This is a genomic window from Streptomyces rectiviolaceus, from assembly GCF_039533825.1.
Lineage (GTDB): Bacteria > Actinomycetota > Actinomycetes > Streptomycetales > Streptomycetaceae > Streptomyces > Streptomyces rectiviolaceus.
This window is the reverse complement of sequence record NZ_BAAAUG010000183.1, coordinates 67286-91653: the sequence shown is the minus strand read 5'-3', so window position 1 is coordinate 91653 and position 24368 is coordinate 67286. Positions and strand designations below refer to the sequence as shown.

At 69.7% G+C, this 24368-nt stretch carries 26 protein-coding genes, 1 tRNA gene and 2 pseudogenes; 5 read left to right on the top strand and 24 right to left on the bottom strand.

Annotated features, from left to right (window positions below; all coding sequences use genetic code 11):
* Positions 1-800 (top strand): annotated as a pseudogene (locus tag ABD378_RS38635) (FtsX-like permease family protein); the annotation flags it as partial.
* Positions 797-1798: an ABC transporter ATP-binding protein gene (locus tag ABD378_RS38630; protein ID WP_344529121.1), complete on the top strand. Its 1002-nt coding sequence runs from the start codon at positions 797-799 to the stop codon at positions 1796-1798. The pseudogene ABD378_RS38635 and the gene ABD378_RS38630, both read left to right, overlap by 4 nt.
* A gap of 39 nt (positions 1799-1837) precedes the next feature.
* Here ABD378_RS38630 and ABD378_RS38625 read toward each other — a convergent pair whose 3' ends face one another.
* The 7 genes from ABD378_RS38625 to ABD378_RS38595 form a co-directional block, all read right to left on the bottom strand.
* Positions 1838-2524, bottom strand: a complete 687-nt coding sequence (locus ABD378_RS38625; protein WP_344529119.1) for a DUF8185 domain-containing protein — start codon at positions 2522-2524, stop codon at positions 1838-1840.
* Positions 2521-2967: an acyl-CoA thioesterase gene (locus ABD378_RS38620; RefSeq protein ID WP_344529117.1), complete on the bottom strand. Its 447-nt coding sequence runs from the start codon at positions 2965-2967 to the stop codon at positions 2521-2523. Before ABD378_RS38620 ends, ABD378_RS38625 begins: the two co-directional genes overlap by 4 nt.
* Positions 2968-2974: 7 nt before the next feature.
* Positions 2975-4639 (bottom strand): energy-dependent translational throttle protein EttA, encoded by a 1665-nt coding sequence (gene ettA / locus ABD378_RS38615; RefSeq protein WP_344529115.1) that lies wholly within the window; start codon positions 4637-4639, stop codon positions 2975-2977.
* Between the two features lie 157 nt (positions 4640-4796).
* Positions 4797-6251, bottom strand: a complete 1455-nt coding sequence (locus ABD378_RS38610; RefSeq protein WP_425583958.1) for a Cys-Gln thioester bond-forming surface protein — start codon at positions 6249-6251, stop codon at positions 4797-4799.
* Positions 6252-6583: 332 nt separating this feature from the next.
* Complete coding sequence (locus ABD378_RS38605; protein WP_344529111.1) at positions 6584-7003, bottom strand: single-stranded DNA-binding protein; 420 nt, start codon at positions 7001-7003, stop codon at positions 6584-6586.
* A gap of 185 nt (positions 7004-7188) precedes the next feature.
* Positions 7189-9120 carry a YfjP family GTPase gene (locus tag ABD378_RS38600; RefSeq protein WP_344529109.1) on the bottom strand — a complete coding sequence of 644 codons (1932 nt, stop codon included), beginning with the start codon at positions 9118-9120 and terminating at the stop codon, positions 7189-7191.
* Positions 9121-9125: 5 nt separating this feature from the next.
* Entirely contained in the window at positions 9126-10811 is a 1686-nt protein-coding gene (locus ABD378_RS38595) for a dynamin family protein (protein WP_344529107.1), read from the bottom strand.
* Positions 10812-11079: 268 nt separating this feature from the next.
* On the opposite strand from ABD378_RS38595, the gene ABD378_RS38590 reads away from it, so the two are divergent.
* A tRNA-Arg gene (locus ABD378_RS38590) sits at positions 11080-11155 on the top strand.
* Between the two features lie 194 nt (positions 11156-11349).
* Here the strand turns inward: ABD378_RS38590 and ABD378_RS38585 are convergent.
* The 16 genes and pseudogenes from ABD378_RS38585 to ABD378_RS38510 form a co-directional block, all read right to left on the bottom strand.
* Positions 11350-12744: a tyrosine-type recombinase/integrase gene (locus tag ABD378_RS38585; protein WP_344529105.1), complete on the bottom strand. Its 1395-nt coding sequence runs from the start codon at positions 12742-12744 to the stop codon at positions 11350-11352.
* Entirely contained in the window at positions 12744-12947 is a 204-nt protein-coding gene (locus tag ABD378_RS38580; RefSeq protein ID WP_344529103.1) for a helix-turn-helix transcriptional regulator, read from the bottom strand. The genes ABD378_RS38585 and ABD378_RS38580 overlap by 1 nt, the downstream gene beginning before the upstream one ends.
* A complete protein-coding gene (locus tag ABD378_RS38575; protein ID WP_425583957.1) occupies positions 12944-14095 on the bottom strand; it encodes an AAA family ATPase in 1152 nt (383 codons plus the stop codon). Before ABD378_RS38575 ends, ABD378_RS38580 begins: the two co-directional genes overlap by 4 nt.
* The gene (locus ABD378_RS38570; protein WP_344529099.1) at positions 14092-14988 is read right to left on the bottom strand and encodes a bifunctional DNA primase/polymerase; all 897 of its coding nucleotides are present in this window, start codon (positions 14986-14988) and stop codon (positions 14092-14094) included. Before ABD378_RS38570 ends, ABD378_RS38575 begins: the two co-directional genes overlap by 4 nt.
* An 85-nt stretch (positions 14989-15073) precedes the next feature.
* The gene (locus ABD378_RS38565; protein ID WP_344529097.1) at positions 15074-15475 is read right to left on the bottom strand and encodes a hypothetical protein; all 402 of its coding nucleotides are present in this window, start codon (positions 15473-15475) and stop codon (positions 15074-15076) included.
* A 16-nt stretch (positions 15476-15491) separates the two neighbouring features.
* A complete protein-coding gene (locus ABD378_RS38560; RefSeq protein ID WP_344529095.1) occupies positions 15492-16097 on the bottom strand; it encodes a hypothetical protein in 606 nt (201 codons plus the stop codon).
* Positions 16098-16111: 14 nt separating this feature from the next.
* The gene (locus ABD378_RS38555) at positions 16112-16300 is read right to left on the bottom strand and encodes a hypothetical protein (RefSeq protein WP_344529093.1); all 189 of its coding nucleotides are present in this window, start codon (positions 16298-16300) and stop codon (positions 16112-16114) included.
* A 4-nt stretch (positions 16301-16304) separates the two neighbouring features.
* The gene (locus ABD378_RS38550; protein ID WP_344529091.1) at positions 16305-16598 is read right to left on the bottom strand and encodes a hypothetical protein; all 294 of its coding nucleotides are present in this window, start codon (positions 16596-16598) and stop codon (positions 16305-16307) included.
* Positions 16599-16739: 141 nt separating this feature from the next.
* The gene (locus ABD378_RS38545; protein ID WP_344529089.1) at positions 16740-18929 is read right to left on the bottom strand and encodes a cell division protein FtsK; all 2190 of its coding nucleotides are present in this window, start codon (positions 18927-18929) and stop codon (positions 16740-16742) included.
* 93 nt (positions 18930-19022) lie between these two features.
* Positions 19023-19408 (bottom strand): annotated as a pseudogene (locus tag ABD378_RS38540) (RRQRL motif-containing zinc-binding protein).
* A complete protein-coding gene (locus ABD378_RS38535) occupies positions 19408-20292 on the bottom strand; it encodes a DUF2637 domain-containing protein (RefSeq protein WP_344529087.1) in 885 nt (294 codons plus the stop codon). The pseudogene ABD378_RS38540 and the gene ABD378_RS38535 overlap by 1 nt, the downstream one beginning before the upstream one ends.
* Positions 20289-20495 carry a hypothetical protein gene (locus tag ABD378_RS38530; RefSeq protein ID WP_344529085.1) on the bottom strand — a complete coding sequence of 69 codons (207 nt, stop codon included), beginning with the start codon at positions 20493-20495 and terminating at the stop codon, positions 20289-20291. The genes ABD378_RS38535 and ABD378_RS38530 overlap by 4 nt, the downstream gene beginning before the upstream one ends.
* A complete protein-coding gene (locus ABD378_RS38525; protein ID WP_344529083.1) occupies positions 20492-20824 on the bottom strand; it encodes a hypothetical protein in 333 nt (110 codons plus the stop codon). Before ABD378_RS38525 ends, ABD378_RS38530 begins: the two co-directional genes overlap by 4 nt.
* A gap of 85 nt (positions 20825-20909) precedes the next feature.
* Complete coding sequence (locus tag ABD378_RS38520) at positions 20910-21356, bottom strand: transcriptional regulator (protein ID WP_344529081.1); 447 nt, start codon at positions 21354-21356, stop codon at positions 20910-20912.
* 169 nt (positions 21357-21525) lie between these two features.
* Positions 21526-21687: a pRL2-8 gene (locus ABD378_RS38515; protein WP_344529079.1), complete on the bottom strand. Its 162-nt coding sequence runs from the start codon at positions 21685-21687 to the stop codon at positions 21526-21528.
* 87 nt (positions 21688-21774) lie between these two features.
* On the bottom strand, positions 21775-21969 hold the full coding sequence (locus ABD378_RS38510; RefSeq protein ID WP_344529077.1) for a hypothetical protein: 195 nt from the start codon (positions 21967-21969) through the stop codon (positions 21775-21777).
* Between the two features lie 592 nt (positions 21970-22561).
* On the opposite strand from ABD378_RS38510, the gene ABD378_RS38505 reads away from it, so the two are divergent.
* Positions 22562-23332, top strand: coding sequence for an XRE family transcriptional regulator (locus tag ABD378_RS38505; RefSeq protein ID WP_344529075.1), 771 nt, complete (start codon positions 22562-22564; stop codon positions 23330-23332).
* A complete protein-coding gene (locus ABD378_RS38500; protein ID WP_344529073.1) occupies positions 23329-23802 on the top strand; it encodes an NUDIX domain-containing protein in 474 nt (157 codons plus the stop codon). The genes ABD378_RS38505 and ABD378_RS38500 overlap by 4 nt, the downstream gene beginning before the upstream one ends.
* Here the strand turns inward: ABD378_RS38500 and ABD378_RS38495 are convergent.
* Positions 23790-24359: an HD domain-containing protein gene (locus tag ABD378_RS38495; protein ID WP_344529071.1), complete on the bottom strand. Its 570-nt coding sequence runs from the start codon at positions 24357-24359 to the stop codon at positions 23790-23792. The two genes, ABD378_RS38500 and ABD378_RS38495, sit on opposite strands and share 13 nt — an antisense overlap.
* Positions 24360-24368 lie beyond the last annotated feature (9 nt).

Genomic DNA, 24368 nt, shown 5'->3' with positions numbered 1-24368 from the left:
GCGGCGCCCGCGGCGGCCGCGGCGCCGTTCTACCCGCCGTGGCTTCGCCGGACGTGGCCCGACGGCTCGGCAAGGGCGCGCACAGTTTCCGTACCCCCACCGGGAGCTTCAAGGCCTCGGTCGAGGCCGTGCGGACCGGCACCCCGGCCCTGCCCACCGGCAGCGCGTTCCTCCTGATCGACCGCAGTCGGCTCGACCACCCCGATGACACCGCGCTCCTGGCCACCGGCACCCCGGGACAGCGGATCGACGCGGCGGCCCTGACCAGGTCGGCGCGGGCCGCGGGCGCCGGCATCGAAGCGACGTTCCGCGCCACCGAGCGTGCCGCGCTCACCGACTCCCCGCTCCAGTCGGGCGCCGAGCGCATCTACGCTGCGGCGGTCGCGGCAGGCGCCGGGTACGCCGTACTGGCCGTCCTGCTCGCCCTCCTGCACTCCGCCCCGCAGCGGGCCGCGCTCCTGGCCAGGCTGCACACCCTGGGCCTGAGCAGGAGGCAGGGGCGTCGCCTGCTGGTCCTGGAGTCGCTGCCGCAGGCGCTGCTCGCGGCGGGTGGCGGGGCGTTGGTGAGCTGGGCGGCCATCGCCCTCCTCGCGCCGGGAGTCGACCTGGCCCAGGTCGCCCTCGCGGCACGCGGCACGCTCGCGGGGGTCGGCGATGTGACGCTGCGGGCCGATCCCTGGTCCTTGCTGCTGCCCGCCGTGGGCGTGGTGATCCTCACGGCCGGGGTCGCCTTCGTACAGGCGTGGTGGACCGCGCGGCGCACGGCCGCGACCGAGCTGAAGACAGGAGACACCGGATGACAGCCGACACGCCCCCCACCGCCACCATGTCCTCACTCGCGGATCTCGAGGCACGGGCCACCGCCCACCGCGACCGCCCCGTCTACGGTCACGACGCGCTGATCACCTGCGATCGCCTGGTCCGCGTCTTCTCCACGGACGGCGTCGAGGTGCAGGCGCTCCAAGGGCTCGATCTCCTGGTCCGCGAGGGCGAGTTGATGGCCCTGGTCGGCGCGTCGGGGAGCGGCAAGTCGACGCTGATGAACATCCTCGCCGGGCTCGACGAGCCGACCGCGGGCTCGGCGCGGGTCGCGGGCCGCGATCTCCTGGCGATGGGCGCGAAGGAGCGGCTGCGCTACCGCAGGGACGTCGTGGGCTTCGTCTGGCAGCAGACGGCACGCAATCTGCTGCCGTATCTGACGGCGGCACAGAATGTGGCGCTGCCGATGCAGTTGAGGGGCGGGCGCGGCGGGCGCGGCGAGCGCGGCGGGCTGTCGACGAAACGCGGGCGGAAGGCCGAACGGGCGGAGGAATTGCTGGAGTTGATGTCGGTGTCCGACCTCCGCGACCGGCGTCCGCGGCAGCTCTCCGGCGGCCAGCAGCAGCGCGTCGCCATCGCGGTGGCCCTCGCCAACAACCCGTCGGTCCTGCTGGCCGACGAACCCACCGGCGAGCTGGACTCGCACACCGCCGAGCAGATCTTCGCCGCCTTCCGCACCGCGAACGAGGAGCTTGGCACCACCATCGTCATCGTCACCCACGACCAGGCGGTCGCATCCGAGGTCCGCCGCACGGTCGCCATCCGCGACGGCCGCACCTCGACGGAGGTCCTGCGCCGCACGGAGGTGGACGCGTCGACGGGCCAGGAGTCGGTGACATCTCGCGAGTACGCGATGCTGGACCGCGCGGGCCGCCTCCAACTGCCCGCCGAGTACACGGCGGCGCTGGACATGCGGGACAGGGTTGCGCTTGAGCTCGAACGGGACCACATCGGGGTGTGGCCCGACGACGAGAGGTGACCCAGGCGCGCGCGTAGTCGGCGGGTACCGCTCACGCGCTCACGCAGGCGTGACGGAAAGCCCTCCGACGCCCGCCCGGCGCACGGCGATGGACCCATAGTTCGTACGCAGCCGCAGCCACGGCCCGGACGACAGCAGGTCGAGCGAGTCTCCCCGCAGGAACCCCAGGGCCTGCGCGGCATGCGCGGCCCGCACGGGCAGTCCGGTGTCCCCGATGGTCCGGGACCAGATCTCCCGGCCCAGCTGGTCGAGCTCCGCCCGGACCCGCCGCTCCTGCGGCAACTCCTCGACCCGGGACTTGAATTCGGCGACGGCGGCAGCGACGAGACCCCGCACCGCGTCCACGGGCGGAAGCCCCTGCTCCGGCTGCCAGCCGCCCCGTGGCGGCAGGACTCCGGCCCACGGCGGCCCGGTGACGGCCTGCGGCACGAAGACCACGCCCGCCGACTTCACGGAATCCGCCGACTCCCCCACGGATTCGAGGAGTTCACCGGCGGAGACGGTGACATCGAGCGAGGTGTCGAGCCCGTGCGCGTACGGCTTCGCGAGCCGCGCCGTACGGATGGCGAGTACTTCGAACGACGGCGGCCTGCCGAACACGGCGAGCGTGTCGCCCGCCGCCTGCAGACGGACCGCGGCAGCCTTGTCGTAGTGGATGAGCCGGGCCAGGAAGGCGGCGAGATCCCCCGCCTCCCCGGCGTCGGCGAAGTGCAGCTGCGCCGTCATGCGACGAGCGCCTCCGCACCCTCGTCCTCATCGCCGTCGTCGTCCATGTAGGTCAGGAGCATGGCCTTCTCCTCGGCAGTGATCCGCCGCGGCCGCTGCGCCTCCAGGTTGAACGGAACCACTATCGTCGTGGCCCGCACATACACCTGCTCAGGGTCCTTGACCTCGTACGAGATGGTGAGCGAGGCAGCGCTTATCTTCGTCACCCACGACTCGATGGTCACCGGCGAGTGCCGGTGGACCAACGGCCGTACGTAGTCGATCTCATGGCGGGCCACGACGGACCCGCCCGAGAACGACGGACTGCCGTCCCCCGGTGCGAGCCGGAACATGAAGTCGATCCGCGCCTCTTCCAAGTACCGCAGGAAGACGACGTTGTTGACGTGCCCGAAGGCATCCATGTCCGACCACCGGAGGGGGCAGCTGTAGATATGCCGACTCATGTCAGTCTCAGCCCCGGGTGAGCTTCTTGTAGGTGGCGCGGTGCGGACGGGTCGCGTCGGCGCCGAGCCGCTCGACCTTGTTCTTCTCGTAGGACTCGAAGTTGCCCTCGAACCAGTACCACCTGGACTCACCCTCGTAGGCGAGGATGTGCGTGGCCACTCGGTCCAGGAACCACCGGTCGTGGGAGATCACGACAGCGGCGCCCGGGAACTCCAGGAGCGCGTTCTCGAGGGAGGACAGGGTCTCGACGTCCAGGTCGTTCGTCGGTTCGTCGAGGAGGAGCAGGTTGCCGCCCTCCTTGAGGGTCAGCGCCAGGTTGAGGCGGTTGCGCTCACCACCGGAGAGCACACCGGCCGGCTTCTGCTGGTCAGGACCCTTGAACCCGAAGGCGGAGACGTACGCCCGCGAGGGCATCTCGACCTGTCCGACGTTGATGTAGTCGAGCTCGTCGCTCACGACGGCCCAGAGGGTCTTCTTCGGGTCGATGTTGGCGCGGCCCTGGTCGACGTAGCTGACCTTGACCGTGTCGCCGATCTTGATGCTGCCGGAGTCCGGCTCCTCCAGGCCCTGGATCATCTTGAACAGCGTGGTCTTGCCCGCGCCGTTCGGACCGATGATGCCGACGATGCCGTTGCGCGGCAGCGAGAAGCTCAGGTCGTCGACAAGCACCTTGTCGCCGAAGGCCTTCGACAGATTCTCGACCTCGACGACAATCGATCCCAGCCGCGGACCCGGCGGGATCTGGATCTCCTCGAAGTCCAGCTTCCGCATCTTGTCCGCCTCGGCGGCCATCTCCTCGTAGCGCGCGAGGCGCGCCTTGGACTTGGCCTGACGCCCCTTGGCGTTGGACCGCACCCACTCGAGCTCTTCCTTGAGCCGCTTGGCGCGCTTCTCGTCCTTGCGGCCCTCGACCTTGAGGCGGGTGGACTTCTTCTCCAGGTACGTGGAGTAGTTGCCCTCGTACGGGTGGGCGCGACCGCGGTCGAGCTCGAGGATCCACTGGGCGACGTTGTCGAGGAAGTACCGGTCGTGGGTGACCGCGACGACAGCGCCGGCGTACTGGGAGAGGTGCTGCTCCAGCCAGTTCACCGACTCGGCGTCGAGGTGGTTGGTGGGCTCGTCGAGGAGCAGCAGGTCGGGCGCCTCGATGAGGAGCTTGCAGAGCGCGACGCGGCGCTTCTCACCGCCGGAGAGGGTGGTGACGGGCCAGTCGCCGGGCGGGCAGCCGAGCGCGTCCATGGCCTGCTCGAGCTGGGCGTCGAGGTCCCACGCGTTGGCGTGGTCCAGGTCCTCCTGGAGCTTGCCCATCTCGTCCATGAGCGCGTCGGAGTAGTCGGTCGCCATGAGCTCGGCGACCTCGTTGAAGCGCTTGAGCTTGCCCATGATCTCGGCGGCGCCGTCCTGGACGTTCTCCAGAACGGTCTTGGTCTCGTCGAGCTGCGGCTCCTGCATGAGGATGCCGACGCTGTACCCGGGAGCGAGGAACGCGTCACCGTTGGACGGCTGCTCGAGCCCGGCCATGATCTTCAGCACCGTGGACTTACCGGCGCCGTTGGGGCCCACGACACCGATCTTGGCGCCAGGAAGGAAGCTCAGGGTGACGTCATCAAGAATCACCTTGTCGCCGTGCGCCTTGCGCGTCTTGCGCATGGTGTAGATGTACTCAGCCAAGAGAAACCGTCCGGCAATCAGTGAGTGGGCAGATACACCCCATCTTGCCTGACGGCTACCTCCCGGAGGAAACCAGTATGGCCGGGTGCCCGCTACCTGCCCATTCCTGACCGCAGTTGTAGTCGGGTCGTCACTGACCGTCGCCGCGGCGAGGTTGTCAGTCCTGCGTCGGCGACTCCGTGCCCGTCGGTTCCTTCTTCTTGCGGAGCAGGAACATCGCTGCCGCGCCGAGCACGACCATGAGGACCGCTATTCCGGCGATCATCGGGGTCGCGCTTGAGCCGCCCGTTTCCGCGAGGTCGCCGTCGCCGGTGCCTGTGCCGCCTGCCGACGCGGGGCTCGGGTCGGCGACGGGCTCCGTCTTGTTGCCGATCGTGCTGCCCTCGGTCCGGCAGTCGAGCACGCCCTTGAACCGCTTCTCGAAGCCGTTCGGACCCTTGATCGTGAAGTCGTAGGGCTGGTCTTCCTGCAGCGGGATCGTCACCGTCCGCGACGTGCCGGCCTCGATGGTGTGCTTGAGGCCCATGAGGCGGAAGGTGAATGCCTGGTCGCCCTTGTTGCTCGCCGTGATGTCCACGCCGCTCTTGGCGCAGTTCTTCTCCGCGGACAGCGCCGGTATCGCGCCCTTCTTGGCCCAGGTGGCGCTCGCCGTCGCGGAGACCGTCGACTCGCTGGAGCCCGCGAGGATCTGCGTCTGGCTCCGGGTCTCGGAGGCGAAGGCCCGGCCGACCGGCACCGTGGTCGACGCCTGCACGGCGAGGGCCGCGGAGCCGTCCGGGGCGCCCTTGGGAATGTCGAAGAACAGTCGGCTGCCGTTCACCGCGGAGGTGACGGGCTTGCCGTCCTTGCCGACGACCTTCACCCCGCTGGCCACCGAGTCCGCGGGCGGGGTCACGGACACGGCGTCCGCGTCCGTCCGCACGGTGACCGGACCGAGCCGCTCTCCCGCGCGCCCGGAGACTGCGGGCGGGTCGAGGGTCAGCGAGGCCCGGGGCTCCACCGAGCCACGGGCGCTCTTGAAGAGGTAGTCCGCGAGCTTCTCGGCCTGCGGGTCGACCGCGTCGACGTCGGCGCCGTCCGAATAGCGCCAGATCGCCACCTGCGTGCCGGCCGCGGCCTCCTGCTCGGTCAGCGCCCGCGCGCCCGCCTTGCCTGCCAGCGCGGCGAGGTCGTTCACCTGGGGGTAGGAGTGCTGGAGGATCCAGCGGATCTTCCCCGCGTTCTTGTTGCCGCTCAGCGAAGTGCCGCTCCAGGGGGTCTCCTGGTACTTCGCGTCCTTCTGCGTGGGGTTCTGGATGTCGATGCAGTACGTCTGCAGGGTGCCGCCGCCGTCCACGGACATCTCGAAGAGTCCGGCGGGCACCTGCTGGCTCGCCCCGTTGTCACGGATGACCGCCTGGTCGTACGTCTGGAGCCCGCCCAGCGTCGCGACGGCTCCACCCCGGTGCTGCGGGGCCTCTTCCGCCGCGGCAGGCACCGCGGTGGCTATCGCGCCCGCCGCGACGGCCCCGGTCGCCAGCGTCACCGCGGCGAGGCGCGCGGCGCCTCTTCTCCGCCGGGACGGCGCAGAGCACGCACGCCCCCCGGAGGACGCGGAGAACACAGAGAACACAGAACGCGCAAAAGACACAGAATTCCCCTCCGGACGGGACCCGTTCACTTCGAGGGGGGTGGCCCCGCCAGCAGATTGAAAGGGGCAGAATCACCTGCCACCTGCGTGGCATCCACTACCAACTGCCCCGCTAGCTACGTTCGGCATCCTAGAGACGCGGCAGACCAGGGTCCCCAGTACTACCGTTCGATAGCCGATCCGACTCGGAATCGTTATCGCCGACAACCTTTCCGAACTGGGCTTATCGACAAATCAACGGCACCCATTCGGGCGCCCATTCGCCGATAAGCCGCACATCGGTCGCACATCGGCCGCCCCTTCCTGACGGCCCGTCACCCCACCGGCTCGGGCTCCGGCTCGCGCGCCGCCGCCGGTTCCGTCAGGGCCGCGTTCGCCTTGAGCACGCGCCGGAACGCCGCCGTACCGCGCGAGAGATCGTGGCCGATGGTGATCGCGTCGATGTCCGCCGATGTCCAGTGCTGGCCGCCCCGCTCCTCGTCACGCACCTTCAACTTGCCCTGCACGATGACGGGTTCACCGATCGTCAGGGAACCCTGCACGTTCGAGCCGAGCGTTCGCCTCGCCCATACCGTGAAGAAATTGGTGTGCCCGTCCGCCCAGACGTTCTGCACGGCGTCGTAGTACCGCGCGGTCACCGCGAGCCGGAACCGGGCCACCGGTCCGGAGGGCAGCTCCCGGAACACCGGCGTCGTCGCGACGTTCCCCACCACCGTCACCAAGGTCTCGTTCATTGCCGAACCCCTCCCTCGTCCACTCCGCTTTCGCCGCCGCGACGGTCGGTCCCGCGGCGTCGGTCTCAGAGTGGACCGGTCGGGATGATCCCGCTGAGTCCTGTGGTCTACCGGGCAGTTGTGGAAAACTCCCTCACCCGAACGGGGTCCGAGGGCCGCTCGGGAACGCCACGGCGTCCCACCCTTCAGCCGACCGACGCCCCCGTCATCCGCACGTACTGCTCCCGAACCTCCAGGTACCGCAGCAGCTCCGCCGCCAACGGATCCAGGACCCTCGCCCGCCCGCAGCCGGCCGCCGCCTCCCGCAGCCGCCGTTCCGCGTCCAGGCCGTAGCGTCTCGCGGGGCCCCGTGCCGCCATCCGGCTCCCCCACTCCACGCAGGGACCGCCCGCGATGCCCGCCAGCATCAGCAGCACCGGCACGCCGAGGTTCGGCACGGAGATCCCGATGATCTGCGCCACCAGCCAGAGCCCGCCCACGACTTGGAGCATCGTCATCGCCGCCTGAGCGAGCACCGCGACCGGCCACCACCCTGGCCGCGGCGGCCTTCCCTCCGGCACCCCGGCCGTCACCGTCAGCTCGTCGAGCGCCTCGGGCAGCCCCTCCGCGCCACGCACCGCCGCCTCCCGCACGGCCTGCCCCCAGGGCTGGGGCAGCCCGGAAGCAGCCTCGTCGGCCACCGTGCGCACCGCGTTCTCTACGCGCTGCCGGGCCGTGGCCTCCTCGTCCGTCGACGCCTGCGCCACGGGCCAGCCGACACTCCGCGGCGAGCGCTGGGCCTCGTACCAACGCCACAGCCGCAGCCAGGGAGTGCCGCACGCCTTGCCCGCGTTGCGCTGCCAGGCCCGTTCCGCGGCCTGCCCCGCCGCCGCCGCGCCCACCGCGTCCGCGAGCCGGTCGGTGAACTCCTCGCGCGCTTCTTCGCTGAGCCCGATCCACGACCTGCCCCGGCCTCCGTGCCACCCGGCCCCGGCCGCGTACACAGGCCACAGCTGGTCGGCGGTGGCGTCCAGGTCGGCCGCGATCCGCCGGGCGGCGGCGCCTCGCTCCTTGGTGAACTGGCCGAGGGACTCCCGGAGTTCACCCACTCCGTCGCCGGTCAGCGCGGAGAGGGCGAGCACGGTGGCGCCGGGTTCGCCGTGCTCGCCGAGGGCGATGCCGTCCTCGTCGAGCAGCCGCCGCAGATCGTCGAGCACCTGGTCGGCGGCATCGCCCGGCAGCCGGTCCACCTGGTTGAGCACGACGAACATGACCTCGGCGTGCCCCGCCATGGGCCGCAGATAGCGCTCGTGCAGCATGGCGTCGGCGTACTTCTCGGGGTCGACGACCCAGATGACCGCGTCGACGAGCGCGAGGATCCGGTCCACGTGCGCGCGGTGCTCCCCGACCGCCGAGTCGTGGTCGGGCAGGTCGATCAGGACGAGCCCCTCCAGGACGCCCGCGTCCGGGCCCTGGAGCGGGCGCCTGCGCAGCCGCCCCGGGATGCCGAGCCGGTCCAGGAGCCCTGCGGCGCCGTCGGTCCAGCTGCAGCCGATGGGGGCCGCCGTGGTCGGCCTGCGGACGCCGGTCTCCGAGATCGTCACCCCGGCCAGGGCGTTGAACAGCGTCGACTTGCCGCTTCCGGTGGCGCCCGCGATGGCGACGACGGTGTGCCTGCCGGAGAGCCTGCGCCGGGTCGCGGCCTCGTCGAGCACCCGGCCCGCCTCGGCGAGCGTGGCGCTGTCGAGCCGCGTGCGGGAGAGCCCGACGAGTTCACGCAGGGCATCGAGCCGGGCGCGCAAAGGCCCTTCGTACGCGGTCGAAGTAGCGGCCGACGTGCCGGACGAAGTACCGGAAGAAGCACCGGATGGCGTACTGGACGACGGCTCTCCGGACGGAGTCACGGCCGCGGCGTACGCGTCGGCACCATCCCCGACCCCCTGAGCCGCGCCACCGCGCGCGCCACCGCCCCGGCGCGCGATCAGCCCGTCGTCCCAGACGCCTTCGGAGCCGCCATGGGTCTCCCCAGCCTCCCCGGCCTCCCCGGCCTCCCCGGCAGCGCCCTCGGGGCCCCTTGGCTCCTCGGGAGGCTCATCGCGCTCGTGCTCGTGCTCGGTGTGATCAGTGACGGCAGTCACCGCGGTCACCTCTCCTTCTGCAGTACGGACAGCGCGGCGATCAGGTCGGCCTGGGGTTCGGGGTTCACGTCGAGGGCGTCGAGGGGCGCGAGGCGTCGCTCGCGTTCCGCGCCCAGGACGTTGTCCAGGTAGGTGGTGAGCAGGCGTCCGCCCCGGTCCCGCAGCCGGAGCGCGCCCTGGGCGCCGATCCGCTCGGCGAGCGTCTCCCCCGCCGAGCGTCCGCGGGCCCCGCCGAGCAGGGCCGTGGCCAGCAGGGCGGCCACCATCTCGGGGTCGGGGACGAGGTTCTTCTCGATCCCGTCGAGCGCGCGGACCTCGTCGTCGGCGTACTCCTCCAGGACGCGTCGCCAGCGTCGTACGGCCATCCCGATGCGGTGCTCGGCGCTCGCGGCGCCCTCGGCGGCCCGGTCCCGGTCGCCGAGCCCGGGGGCGGCGGAGGCGGGCTCACGCCGCCACGCCTCGTCGATCCGCTCGTCGGCCGCGGTCACCGCGCACAGCAGCAACGCCTCCAGGCTCTCCGCGACGGCGTCGAGGAGTTCACCGGCGCCGCAGTCCAGGGGGTAGCTGCGCCACCTCTTCAGGGCGTCGCCCGCGAGGACGGCCCCCGCCTGCAGACGCTCCCGCACGCGCTCGTGCTCGTGTCCGTACGCGTCGTCGACGGCGGAGGTGAGCCTCAGTGCGGCGGCGTACTGCGTGGCGACGGCGCCCGCGAGCTCAGGCACCCGCACGTTGAGGGACTGGATGACGCCCAGTGCCGTCCGCGCGATGGCCTGCGCACGGGCCGTGGGCTCCTGGGCCCGGTGGGTGAGCCAGGCCCGCAGCGGCGCGACGGCCGTGGCCGGGAGAAGCCCGCCGCCGCCCGCGGACTCCGGCAGCTCGGGCACCGTGAAGCGCGGCACATCGCCCAGGCCCGCCTTGTCGAGCAGCGCTCCGTACTGCCGTGACACCTCGGACACCAGCTGGTGCGGCACGCGGTCAAGGACGGTGACGAGGGTCGCGTCGTGCTCCTTGGCTGTACGCAGCAGATGCCAGGGCACGGCGTCCGCGTACCGGGACGCGGTGGTCACCATGACCCAGACGTCGGCCGCGGAGATCAGCTCGGCGGCGAGGTTCCGGTTGTCGGAGACGAGCGAGTCGACGTCGGGGGCGTCCAGGAGCGCGAGCCCCTGGGGCAGGGTCTCCGAGGTCTCGATGCGCAGCGCACGCTCGCCGTCGGGCCCGATCGGCAGCAGATCATCGTCCCCGTCGTCGTCGGCGTCCGAAGGCTCCGGACGCGGCACCCACACGCGCATGAGGTCGGGCAGTACGCGCATGCCGGCGAACCAGTGATGATCCTCCGGATGGCACACAAGGACCGGCGTCCGGGTCGTCGGCCGCAGCACCCCCGCCGCACTGACCTGCCGCCCGACGAGGGAGTTCACCAGGGTCGACTTGCCCGCCCCGGTGGATCCCCCGATCACGGCGAGCAGCGGCGCTTCGGGGGCCCGTAGGCGGGGCACCAAGTAGTCGTCGAGCTGGGCAAGGAGCTCGTCCCGGTTGGCACGCGCGCGTGGCGCCCCCACCAGGGGGAGCGGAAAGCGTGCGGCGGCGACACGCTCGCGCAGGGCGGAGAGTGCGTCGAGCAGTTGAGGCCGTACGTCCAAGGTCACCACATGCGAAGAATGCCCAATTTTGACGGCTTTCTGAAGCATATGGGCACCCCTGCGCGCCGATCGGACACACGGGACGGAAGGGGCGACTGGGGCGCAGGCATAACGAGTGCACAACACCCGGGGCGTGAGACGCCAAAAGCGATGCGGGATTCGTACCTGCCTGCGATTATCAGGACCGCTTCACTGAACCTCCACATAGCGCCTCGGAGGCGAAGCACCAGGGACAAGGACCCGGGAGCCCTATCCTTGTCCCCGGCAAGGTCACGGCTCGTCCCCACCCGGGCTCCAGGCCACCGGCCACCATCCGGCCCCCGTAGCTCAGTGGATAGAGCAGGCGCCTTCTAAGCGCTTGGCCGCAGGTTCGAGTCCTGCCGGGGGCGCCACAGTCCATCCTTGTTCGGCCCTCCACCCCGGAGGGCCTTTTTGCTGGTCAGGGCAACGTAGCGGGTTGTGGGTAGCGGACGCGTAAGCGCCGGACCGCCCCCAGGTCAGCATGAGGAGGGTCCGGCGCTGTCCGGCTGTCACCGGGTCTTTGCGGGTGGCCGTGTCGAATACGTGTCGACGTGCCGGGGCGCCCTCAGGCCTGCTCGTCCAAGGCAGAGAGATCCTGCTTGGCCTCGATGCGGGCCTGGTAATCCTTGAGCTGCCCGGACACGCACCGGGCGTAGATGGCGAGCAGTACGGGCACGCTGTTGCCCGCCCACTCGGCCACCTGCGCCGGAGGGATCCCAGCGTTGAGCCAGGCCGTCAGGCAGGTGTGTCGCAGGTCGTACACACGCTTCCCGGTCGGGGACTCGTATTCGTCCTTGGGGAGTACCTTCTCGCGAGCCCGACCCCAGGCCCGGCGGATGACCAAGCCCGCCAGGATCCCGCCCTTCTCGCCTTGGAACAGAAGGTCGCCAGGCTTCAGGCCTTCGGCCCCGATGTGCTCCCGGAGGATCCCGGTCAGGGCGGGGTGGCCCGGCACGGCCCGGGTCTCCCCTTCCGCCCGGCCCTTGAGGTCGCGCTCTTCGTGGATTTCACCCGTGTCGGTCCACTGCTTGCCCACCTCCGGCGTTGCCGTGTGGAACAGCAGCTCACTCCACTGGTCTTCGGCTTCTGCATCTGGGAGCGTCACGTCCCTCACCCGCATCGCCACGGCTTCCTCAGGACGTGGTCCCGCGTAGTACATGGTCGCGAAGAACGCATGCAGGCGCGGTCCACCGCGTGGCCGCCGACGCACCCATCCGAGCAACGTTGCTGCCTGTCGGGGGTTCAACAGGCAGCGTTTGTCTACGGCGTTGGTGGTCTTGGTGGCCGTCGACGTCGCCTTACCCTTCGGGAGCGGGTTGGTCCTCAGGATGTTCCTCCGGATCGCGTAGCCCATGACGACGTTGAGGATTCGTCGGTTGCGCTTCCTGGACCAGGCTGCCGCGGTCTTCCCATCCAGCCTGGTGTCGATGGCTTGCAGGATCTCGTCGACCTTCTCGGGGTTCTCCCAAGCCGATACGGGGAGGGAGTTGCGCTCCACCCACTTGAGAATGGTGAGGACTTCGGGTGAGGCCTCCGGTCTGCGGTTCTTGTTGAACGCCCACTCCCTCAGGGCAGTTCGTACGTCCACGGCCTTGAACTGAGCAGGCTGGGTCCGCAGGAGAGCCACCGTCGTCGCCGTGAGTGCCTTGGCGGTGTTCTTGCGGCTGTTGCCTCCGAGCTGTGGCCAGCGCGCGTCGACGTACTGGACAGCGAAGGTGTACCAGCTCATGGCCGCAGCCTTGGACCGATGCGACACGGGAAGCCCGGTGGAGACAACGAACGCCTCGCCCTTGCCCATTGCGGTGATGAGTTCAGAACGGAACGCGTCCGCCAGGGCGATGGTGGCGAATGGCTCGCGCCACCGCCTTCCGTCCACCACCCAGCGCACGGTGTAGGTCGTCTTTCTAGCGCCCTTGTACGTCAGGATCTTGTAGACCTTGACGTCGTACGTCGTGTCCATCAGGCGCAGTCCTCCCGGTCATCCAGCCAGTGCTCGTAGTCGCTGCGACGGATCCGGAGGTCGCCGTTGGGCAACTTGATGCAACGTGGGGCGCGCCCCTTCGCACGCCAGTCGTAGAAGGTGGAGCGCGAAACCTTCAGGTCCTCGCAGACCTCAGCGAGCGTGAGCTTGTCGTTCCGCGATCGGGGCAGAGCTGTCGTCACTGCGCGCTCCTCTCTGGGGGACCGGACAGGTGGGACAGGCCCAATACCGCCTGTCCCACCCCTTCGTGCAGGTCAGTGGGGGTAACCGGACAGTCGGACAGCTGGGACACCTCCGGTACGCCCTCCGTCCGGGTCTCGGTGTCCGGGTAGTAGTGACCGCTGCCGTCCTTGGTGAGCTGCCCGTCGGCGGCCATGCGCGAGCAAGTACGGCGGACGGTCTCGGCATCGACCTGTGGGATCGCTGTGGCGATGTCCTTTGGGCGGGCTCCGGGGTTCGCCCGGACGAACCGCAGGATCGCGGCTCGGGTGTCACCCACGGTGTGGTCAGCGACTGGCCCGTCTAGCAAGTGCCAGGCTCCGGAGGCCTCTTGGAACGACAGCGCATACTCGGCTTCGTTCACGTCGCGGCCGGTGACGTGCAGGATGCCGTCGGCCTGGCCGCGGGCCCGCTTGAGTACGAGCGTTGCGTCTGCCGCACCCGCGATGCCGTTGGTCCCGGAGACCTCGGTGAGGAAGTCCTCAGAGGCCATCTTGCGGACGTGGTGGACCAGCACGACGGCGACGCCGTAGTGGTCGGCGAGCCGCTTGGCGTAGCCGACGGCGACATAGTCGGCGTCGTACGCCGACGCGCCTTGTGGGGACTGGCCGCGCATCTTGGCGAACACGTCGATGACGACCATGCGGGCATCGGGGTTGCGGTCGAGCCATCCGGCGATGGCCTCGCTGCCGCCCTGGGGGAAGGGCGGGCATTCGGTGACCAGCGTCAGCCCGGCGGGCGCCTTCTGCCCGCCCAAAAGCTTGCCCATCCGGGTCTGGAGACGGCGCGGGGTGTCTTCCAGAGCGAGGTAGAGGACAGGGCCGCCCTGGAGGGGTACGGAGTCGAATGCCTTTCCTCCGGCCGCGACGGAGAGGCCAAGTCCGAGGGAGAGCCAGGACTTTCCAACCTTGGGTGGTCCGGCGAGCAGGCTCACGCCTTCCGCGAGGATGCCGGGTACGGCCCACTTCGGCTCAGGGAACTCAGCGGCCATGAGCTGATCAGCCGTCCACGCGGTTCGGGGGCGTTCCGGTTTCGGCGGTGGATTGGGAGCAGGCTGGGAGTCGCTGGGCACGGAGTACAGGTGGAGCGGGGGAATGGGGCTGGTGCTCATGCCGCGACCCTTCGGGGGCGGTTGGCTCCGGCCCGCAGGCCGGAGGCGATGGTGCGGTGCGCTTCGCGCTCGCTCTGCCCCACCTGAAGAGCGGCAGCGGCAAGCCAGTTGGTCACGTCGGCCGTAGCCAGCTCTCCCCCGGCCACCAACTGTCCGAGGGCGACGGAAGCGACGAAGAGGGCGTTGTTGTGCTGATGCGGACCGGAGCCGGTGACACGGGCCAGCTCCCCGTTGACCGCCGCCTGTAGCCACTTCCCCCGCCGATCCGCGGCGAGCGCGACGGTGACCGGCCTTTGCGGCGGCAGGGGCGCCGGACGCAGCAACTCGGCGAGCCAACCAGGCAGGGGCGCCACAGGAGCACGGTTCACGGCCTCATACGGACGCCCGGCAAAGACGCTGCCCGCACCGACGACAAGCCCGCCAACGGCCCGCGTGTCGACCTTCCAGCCCAGCCCACGGGCGCTGTCCCCAGCGGTGTTCCGCAGGGACTCCCCCTCCGGAGCGGCGAAGTAGAGGTGAGTGCCCCCGCTCCAAGTGCGCACGGTGTACGTGCCCTTCGGGAAGGGCTGTCCCTGGCGCTCACAGAGCAGGGCGAGCACGTCGGCTCCGTCGGTGACACCCTGCTCGGCCAATTCGGCCGACGGGGTGTCATTCGGGGTCTTGGGCTTGTCAAGGTCGACGATGACCAGGCCAGAGGGGCCGGTTGCAATTCCGACGTTGAACGGAGCCGTGGCCCACGCACGGGTGATGCGTCCCGGGTCGGTGGTAGCCCGCGCCTCCCAATCGAGGACAGCGGGGCGCTTGCCACCGGGGCGCAGAGGGAAGACGTGCCAGCCGCGGGCAGCGGTCTGGAGAGCTGCGGAGAGCAGCGCGGGAGTGCGGTCGGGTGTCATGCTGGGGGTCTCCTGTTTCTCTCGAAGGGACGGAGAACCGGGGCGGTCGCGGTCTTTGGCGAGAGGGCGACCGCCCCGGGCGTAGCTACTGGTCGTTGTCGGGTGTGCTGGCCGTGGCGAGTTCAGGGCGCCAGGTGGCGAGGTAGTACATCTCCAGCACCTCGGCCAACAGTTCGTCGGTTTCGCCGGTGGGGTCGTCGGGGTCGGTGACCAGGACACGCGGCGGGCAGCTCAGGCGGGCCAGGACATTCAGCCGGTAGGCGGGCGCATCCTCGGCGTCGGTGTCCGAGCGCAGTGTCCAGCTCTGTCCGGCCTCGGCCAGCACCAACGGGTCGCCGTGCAGGATGCGGCGGACCGTGAGCGAGTAGGCAACCTGCTCGGGCAGGAGGTCGTTGCGGGTCAGCTCCGCGGCCCGCCCGCGAATGAACGCGTCGGCGGCCTCAGCCCCCAGGATCAGGTCGAGCGGGGTGGAGTAGGCGGTCATCATCGGTTCCTTTCCGGGGTCAGTGCTCGTGGTCGGTGACGGCGGGCAGTTCTGGCAGCCCTGCACGGGCAAGCGCGGCGGGGTCGTAGCCGGGCAGGGTGGCGCGGGTGAGCAGGGCGGTGGCAAGTTGTTCGGCGTACTGGGCTCCGACGCGGGCGGATTCGATCTGCGCTCCGGCCCGCAGCGCTTCGACGCGTTCCACGTGGGCGTGCTCGTCGCGGCGCTCGCCGGTGTGCCGCTCGTGGGCGAGGCGGTCGCGGCGGTCAGCACGCCAGTAGCGGGCGGCGAGCCCGTAGGCGACGGCGGTGGTCAGCACCCACAGCAGGAGCGGCAGGGGCAGACCGTCGGAGTACCCGGCGACCCCCGCGAAGGCCAGGGCCCCGGAGGTGGCGAACGCAGTTCCGGCGATGACGGGATCTCCGGCCGCGCCGATCGAGGCGAAAGTGCCGGCCGCGGCGGCGGCGAGGGCGAGCGCGGTCATCAACACGGCGTTGCCAATGCTGTGTTCGGCGCCGTTGGCGTTCCAGATGCGGGCCAGGATCAGCACCGTGGAGGTGGCCAGGGCGGGCGCGGCCTTGGGCGCGATGATGGCCAGCCAGTGCCGGGCGATGATCTGTTCATTCACGGCCGTGCCTCCGCTCACAGGTCGGGGATGGCGTTGATGACGGCGGCTGTCAGTTCGTTGACGGGTCCGGCCGCGCCGGTGGAGGCGAGGAAGAACCCGAACATCACGGCGATGAACCCGGAGCCGTAACCCAGGGACTTGCCGCGCAGCAGGAAGAACAGGACCAGTCCGAAGAGCAGGACCAGGGAGACGGTGACGGCCATCGGGCTATCCCTTCGAGGCAGGAGCGTGGGCGGGCTTGGGGGCGGGGGTGTCGGTGCCTGCGCGGTAGGTGCGGGCCCACCGGTTGTAGATCCAGCGGCCGACGCGTATCCGCTTGCCGGTGGCCTTGCAGCGGCGGCAGTCCTTGCCGCGCTTCATGCGGCCCTTGCGGTCGGCCTTCATCGCGAAGCCCCAACCGCGGCACTTGCGGCAGTTGCCGAACGGCGAGGCAGCACAGACAGCGACGTAACACAGCGTTACGCCGAGGATCAGAGTGATAGCGAGCAGGGTAGGGGTCATCACGGGCCCTCCCGGGCGGGTTTCAGGGGTTTCCGCAGGTGGGCCGCTATCCGCTAGCGGCCTGATCAGAGCAGGTTTGGGGCGCTAGCGGGGCCGCTAACGTTAGCGGGGCGTGCCGCTAGCGCTAGCGACCCCGGAAGGTCAGCCCGCGTCCCGCTTTCCGTCACGCTCCGCGATTACGGTGGTGATGCGGGAGCGGTCGACGCCACGGCGGTTGACGACCTTGCCCTCTACCCGGCGGCCCACCTGGACGGTGGCGATGCCGTGCGGCTTGAGCGCAGCGTTCAGCGCTTCGGGGTCCCAGCCCTCGTAGACCTCGGGCCGCAGTTCCGCCAGGCGGGTCACGATCGTCTCGGACCACAGCTTGGGTTCCTTGACGGTGACCACGGCGAGGATGTCGGCGAGTAGGTCGTACGCGCTCGCGGTCACCTCGGGCTCTTCTCCCAGCGCGTGACCGGAGAGCCTGCCCGCGTCCTCGCGGAGCTTGCGGGCTCGGGCAGCGATGCGGTCCGCTCCGGGACCGTCCACGTAGACCGAACCGACGATGCGGGCATCGGAGCCCTCGCCCACGAAGTAGTGGATGCCCTTGTCACCCCAGGCGAACATGGTCGCCCGCACCCCGCGCTTGTACGCGGAGGTGCCCAGCACCATGTCGTTCTCCAGCTGGCCCATGACCTTCAGGCACCAGCGGGCCGAGGCGTTCGCGGAGATACCCGTGGGCAGCGCCTTCGCGTCCGGCCGCTGCGTGGCCAGCAACAGCACGATGCCGGTGGCCGGACCGCGCTTGACCAGGTCGGTGGCGATCTCCTCGAACTCGTCCTTGTGCTTGGGGTGCTCGAACAGCACCTGGCACTCATCCACCCCGATCACGATGGGGTGCAGGCCCAGTGAGGGCTTGTCGGCGAGTTCGCTGGTCACCTTCGACTCCGGGCAGATGTCCCGCGGGAGTGAACGGATCACCTTGGTACGTCGCCGCAGCTCCTCGCGCAGCGCCCGGAAGTCGTTCAGCACGTAGGTGATGGCCTCGTCATCGTCCCCCGCAGCGTGCCGGTGGGAGACAGCATTGCCGACCGGGTCAAGGTCGCCGGTGCCCTTCATGTCGTAGGTGTGCAGCTCAGCCCGCGAATCCAGCGCCGCGATCAGGAGCAGGAGGCGGAGCAGGAAGGTCTTGCCCATGCGCGGGATGGCGCCAATGATTCCCGCGATGTACATGAGCGTGACCTCGACCCAGCGTCCTCGCTGGTCAGTGCCGTAGGCGACCGGCTTGAACAGGTTCACGCTGCCGCTGTTCAGCAGCGGCCACTTGGGCTTCTTCGCGGTCGACATGTCCTGATCGCCAACCCATAGCACCAGGCGCCCGGTGTGCTCATCCGGTACTGCCTCGGGCCACACACAGCCCAGCGGACGGCGCAGACCCGAGGCGAGCCGGTCGCGGCGCTCGATCACGTCAGTGACTGTCACGCCGTAGGGCAGGTTGCCTTCCGCGCGCCAGCCCGGACCATCCCGGGTGATCGGGGCGGTGAACTCGAACCCGTCCCGGCCCTTGCCCTGCGCCTGGTTGATCGCAGGAATGCCCAGCGCACCGAGTGCCCGCAGCACGATATCGCTGGTCAGCTTGGTTGCCTTGGGCAGTTCCACGGCCTTGTGAATGACCGGGTCATCCGCCCGGCGGCCCGTGAAGCCGAGCGCCATCGTGACCGCGCTGACCGAGATGGCCTGAAGCCAGGTCGGAGCGAGAACGTAGATGGCCAGCGCGGCACCGAGCCCGACGAACATCGACAGCACGGCGACCAGGGTGCGCAGCCGCACGCGGCCATCACGCTGCCGGGAGAGCTTGAGGTACTCGGCTGCGTCCTCGCGGCGTACCGCGGCGAGGCGGACCGGCTCGCCCTCGCGGTCAGCGACCCAACGCAGGGTGCCACCCACGAACTTGGCTGCCCCGGCGGGGGCCTGGAGGGCGAGGCGGGTGGCGTAGATCGGGGAGCGCAGCGCGTGGTAGCCGGTGGCGTGCGCGTAGTGGCCTGCCACCCAGGCGGTGGCGGTCTTCAGTTCCGCCATGGACCGCAGCCACTCCGGGACGACCGCGCGACGGCGGGCGCCTCGCAGTCGACCGAGGTAGCCGGGACCGGCGGCCTTCGCGGTCGGCTGGTCGACCATGACCGGTTCCGGGTCTCCCGACTCGGTGAGCGGACCAGCCGGAACGGGGTCGGGGGTGGCCGATTCGGCACGGGCGGTGCGGGCGGCGTCGAGGTCGACCACGTCGCCGCCGGGCTCGGTGGCCATCTCGGCTTCGAGCCGGTTGAACAGGTTGTTTTCGTCGTCGTGATTCACTGAACGTCCTTCCCGTGCAATGGGGTTGGAAGGGGTCCGGACGGCGCTTTGGTAGGCGAGCCGTCCGGACCCCGCTGAGCGAAGCCGTGCAGGTCAAGCGGTATTCCAGGGCTGTGCGTCGTGGCAGAGCAGGCACATGCCGAGCGAGGTCGGCAGGCAGTAGCTGTAGGTCACCTGGCAGATCGGGCAGGTGCGGCGGGCGAGCATCGCCAGCGCGAGCGCGCCCCACTTGCGCGAGGTCATCGGCCGTACCGGCAGCGCCTTGTCGAGGCGGTAGAGGTAGGCGACCTTCGCGCCGGACTTCCGGCCGCGCTGGCGGATCATGACCTGAGCCGCTATCGGCTGACCGCCCGGACGCAGCCCCTTCGCGCGGAGCTGGCGACGGGTGCCAAGCCGTCCGGGGCCAGACGCCACGGGAAGGTGGGCACGCCGTAGCGGGCGCCGGAGGGGTCGTAGCACTTGGCGTATGCGGCGCCCATCACGCCACCTCAAGGCCGCGTTCGGCGCGCAGGGTGTCGCGCAGCATCCGGGCGTTGGCAGGCGAGGTACGGACCTCGCGGCGAATGCCCTCGCCCGTGAGCCTCGAATCGGACCAGTCGGCCGTCGCCGTGCGCGCCTCGGTAAGGAGTTGCTCCGCCGTGCGCTTGGGCCGACTCGGTCGGGCAGCGTCCGGCACACGGCCGGTCGCCCGACGCGGGCGGGTCGATTCCGCCGCTGCCGTACGCGGCTCGATCGGCCGCACCTTGGGCGCCTCGATCGCGGGGAACGGCTTGAGTGGGAGCGTCGGCCTCAGGAAGCTGACCTCGACCGCACGCGGCAGCGCCACGGGGGTTGTGGTGATCGGCTCGGGGGTCGATACCGGCAGGTCAGCCGTAGACCGATTCCTTGTGGTCTCGGTAGATTCCTCCGCATTTGCGGTCGGCTGCTCGATCGGGGCGGGACGGTGGTGGAGCACCTTGGCGACCAGATCGGATCCGAAGTAGATCGACCCGACTGGCAGCGAGGTGGCGAGCAGCACCAGGGCCCAGTTCGCCGGGTCCCAGTCCGCGAGGCGCCCCCACTCGACCGTGCGGCCGTGCAGATCGGGCACCAGGCCGTGTACGTAGTTGAGGACCAGCGAGGCAGCCGTGTAGGTGCCCAGCACGCGCAGCGCGAACGTGCGGTCCCGCCCGGCGAGCACCAGGGTGGCGACCAGGGCGAGCGCCATCAATCCGTCGACCACGAACGGGTAGAGCGTTGCGGCCGTACTGTCGGCACCCACGGCGTTGGCGATGTCGCGCAGTGCGTTCCATGAGACGCGAAACGCCATGCCGACCACCGCGACCAGCGCGGCCACCAGGAGGATCTTTCCCGTGCGGTTCATGCCGCACCGCCCGTCCGCCGCAGTCGACGCCCGTGCAGGAGCCACCCGGCGAACTGCACCGCAGCCCCGCCCGCAACGGCGTACCGGCTGGCGGGCTCATGGAGCGCGAGCAGGCAGACGGTGGCGGCCATCATGGCCAGCGCGCCCACCACGATCAGGGCCAGGGCCCCGCCGCTGGGGGAAGGCTTCGTGTGCGCGCTCATGCCGCTTCCCCCGTCCCGGAGAACGTTCCGGCAGAGTGGGCGGCGACCCGCAGGAGCGGCACGGTGCGGGTGAGCGCGTCGGCATACAGCGCATCCCAGGCGGCCACCTCATCGCCGCTCTCGCCGTCCTCCCGCAGCTCCGCGAGCACCTCGCGGGCCACGTCCAGACGGGCCGCACGCTCCGCGCGGGACTCGGGCCTGAGCGGGCCGCGAAACAGCTCCTGGAACGCCTCGCGGTCACTGCCCGCGGGCAGTTCGTCGAAGCCGAGCGCAAGCTCCTCGAACTCGAGCGTGTTCAGGGCCTGGTGGTTGCCGATGTAGCTACGCATGGGGTGACTCCTGGATTCGAAGGGAGAAGGAGCCGGGGTGGCCTCGGTCTTTGGCGAGAGGGCGGCCACCCCGGCGAGAAGGGGCTCAGACGGTGGCGATGATGAGCGCGGCGACCAGCAGCCACAGGTGATGGAAGGACTGGTCAAGGGCGTAGGCGCCGGTCCCGATGTGCGGGTTGTCGTCACGCTCGGGGCGCGGGGCACCGAGCCGGTAGAACTCGGCCTTGCCGGTCACCTTGGCCAGCCACGCGAGAGTGCTGCGACGATCCGCCCACCAGTGCGTGACGGCATCAATGCCCAGCCCCAGCACCAGGCCAGGCAGGCTCACGGAGAGGTTCAGCAGCCACAGGACCGGCAGCAACAGCACGAGCTTCGTGGCGGTCAGCGTGGCGACATGGCGGGCTCCCGCGAGTCGGCCAACCCAGCCCGGACGGCCCTTGTGCGCGGACTGGCAAGACGTCTGCACCCAGTGATCGCCCACACTGTGAGCGACGTACAGGGCGACGAACACAGCAGCGAAAACAGCAGCCATCGGGCAACTCCTCGAAGGGAAGGAAGTGCCGGGGCGGCCTCGGTCCTTTGGCGAGAGGCGGCCAGCCCCGGCAGGGAAGTCCAGACCGGTGAACGGGTCCGGTAGAGCCCCGACCGGGAGTCGAACCCGGCCTTGCGACCATCGGGGCGGTTGGCGAGCGGCTGGCCAGTCACTTGCGATAGAAGCCGTTGCAGTTGGTGGCCAGGTGGTTCAGGCAGGCCGGGCAGTCCTCGAACATGCCGAGCCCCTTATGCGCGGCAGGGTCGTGGGCGTGCTGCCAACACTGCGGGCACTGATTGGGCGGACACGGCGGGATACCGAACAGGCCCATGGCGGGCTCCTCTCGGATCGTGGGCTCGGGGCTGTCCCGTGCTCCCCTCGACCGGGCCCGTGCCAGACGGGCCCGGCGGGCAACCGGTCAGCGCTCGAAAGGCCAGCGGCCCTTCTGCTCATTGACCTCATGGATCGGCATGTGCCGCCGGAAGCCGTCCGGCAGCGAGATCACAGCGGTCCTGCTCTGGAGACCGACAACCGTGTACGTCTCGCCCTCGTGCTCAACCTCGGCGCCCATCAGGTCGCCATCCCGGTGGTCATGGTCGGTGCGCTTACGCATGAGCAGCCCTCTCTGGTAGTCGTCGGTGGCCGTGCGCGCCCCGGCCGGGAGTCGAACCCGGCCTGCGACCGTCGGGGCGGTGGAAGCGAGGGCTGGGCCTCGCGAAGGTGCTGCGGATTTCAGATCACGCAATGCCGGTCACGCCCCGGAGGGCGGAACCGGGCAGGCCACCCGGCCCGACATGGTCGGTCGGGATGGTGACCCGCACCCATCGACCACCCCTGTTCAGGTGACTGGGTCGGCACGCTGTTGAGTTCTCAAGGCGGTTCCGCTCCCAGCCCGTCGGCGAGCGACTGAAGTCGCTCCCCCAGGTCTTCCGACTGGTGCGGGTACTGCGGTTCGTGCGGCTCCGTCGGTCTCGGCGGGCACTGCCGCAATGAGGAACATGTATTACGTGTTCCTCATCATGCAGAGGGAGGTTCGCGCCGTCAAGCCCTTCGGCTGTTTGGGGTTCTGCGAGTCCCTCGCGTCGATGTGCTTACAGACTGGCCTGGCGACCGAAGACGATCGACCTCGCACATGTACGACTTGTGGACGACTTCGCTACGGTGAAGTCGTCCCAAGTCGTCCCAGCCAGGGGAGAGTTCGCCACATGGCCAATGAGAGGCTCCGAGGCGCGATCGTCGAGAGCGGGATGACGCTCGACAAAGTGGCCGCGAGGTTAGGCGTCTCAGCGAAGACGGTTGAGCGTTGGATCGGTGAGCCGAACCGCAAGCCGTACCGGCGCTTCCAGTACGCGACCGCCTCGCTCCTGCAGTGCGAGGTGTCTTACCTGTGGCCGGAAGAGCGGACCTCCGCCGAGGTCACCGAGGCTGGGAACGCTGAGCTGATCAAGCTCTACCCGCACCGATCCGTCGTTCCGAGCCGCCTGTGGCCACAGCTCTACGCACAAGCAACCCAGTCCTTCGACGTGGTCGTCTACTCGGGCTTCTGGCTCACCGAAGACCCTGCATTCCACCGGGTCGTCAAGGAGAAGTCAGCGGCGGGCGTCTCGCTCCGCTTCATGCTCGGGGACCCGGACTGTCCGGCCGTAGCCGTCCGTGGCGAGGATGAGGGAATCGGGCCTGCCATGGCGAGCAAGATTCGGAACGCGCTCATCAACTACAGCCCGCTCTTCGGGCTTCCCGGAGTCGAGTTCCGGCTCCACAGCACGACGCTCTACAACTCGCTCTACCGAGCCGATGACGAGATGCTCGCCAACGGCCACCTCTACGGCGTTGGCGCATACATGGCTCCCGTCCTGCACCTGCAACGCGTGCCCGGTGGCGAACTGTTCGACGCCTACGCTGAGAGCATCGAACGGGTCTGGGAGTCAGCTAGGCCCATCTCTTCACCCGCCGATCGCGGAGGTCCCCACGCATGAGCCGAGTCGACTACTTCCGCGACCCCAACGCGCCCAAGGCGAACTCGGTGGTCCCTTCCGTCACAGCGGTCGTCCTTGACGATGCCGGGGAGCTCCTACTTATCCACAAGACGGACAACGACCTTTGGGCGCTCCCGGGTGGCGGCCACGACATCGGCGAACGCGTCGGCGACACCGTCGTACGGGAAGTACTGGAGGAGACGGGGATCACCGTCGAGATTGACAGCATCGTGGGTCTCTACACCGACCCTCAGCACGTTCTCGCCTACGACGACGGCGAGGTACGGCAACAGTTCTCGATCTGCTTCCGTGCCCACCCGACGGGCGGTTCGCTGCGGACCAGCAGCGAATCCAAAGAGGTCCGCTGGGTCGACCCAGCGGACCTCGATGATCTCGATATTCACCCGTCCATGCGGCTCCGTATCCAGCACGGACTGGACGACTCCCGCCAAGAGCCTTACATCGGCTGATCTGCGACGGGGGCCTGAGCAAGGCGGCCCTCCACTCGTTCCACAGCTCCGTGGATCTCGGGCGCCGCGCGTTGAATGAAGCGGCCGACGATGGTGTCTGGGCCATACCTCTGCACGATCTCGTCAAGCCGCTTGGTCGACGTGGTGTGCGTGCCGTCCGGGGTGGTCGTCATGTCGCAGAAGAGGAGCGCGTCAACGAGGTCGGGCCGCTCTAGCTCGAACTCGGTCTCCAACTCTTGCCTGAGCCCTCGCTCCTCTGCCTCAAGGAGAGCACAGGAGTGATGCGCCACGAGTCGGATCACCCGCTCGTCCGCCCGTTCCTGGTCCCGGAGAAACCGAGCCCCGTCAAGCGGGTGGAAGCCAGTGACAGCGATCTGCGGTGAGTATCCGATGTCGTGCAGTACGGCGGCTGCTTCCAGCAACTCCGCATCGTCACCCAGGATCGAGCCCAGAGAGCGGGCGCGCTCGGCGACCCCCAAAGAGTGCGCCCACCTGCGCGGCAGCGGATCGGACAGCAGCGATTCGGAGAGCGAGTACGCCCACTCAGTCAGTCCCATGGCGCCAAG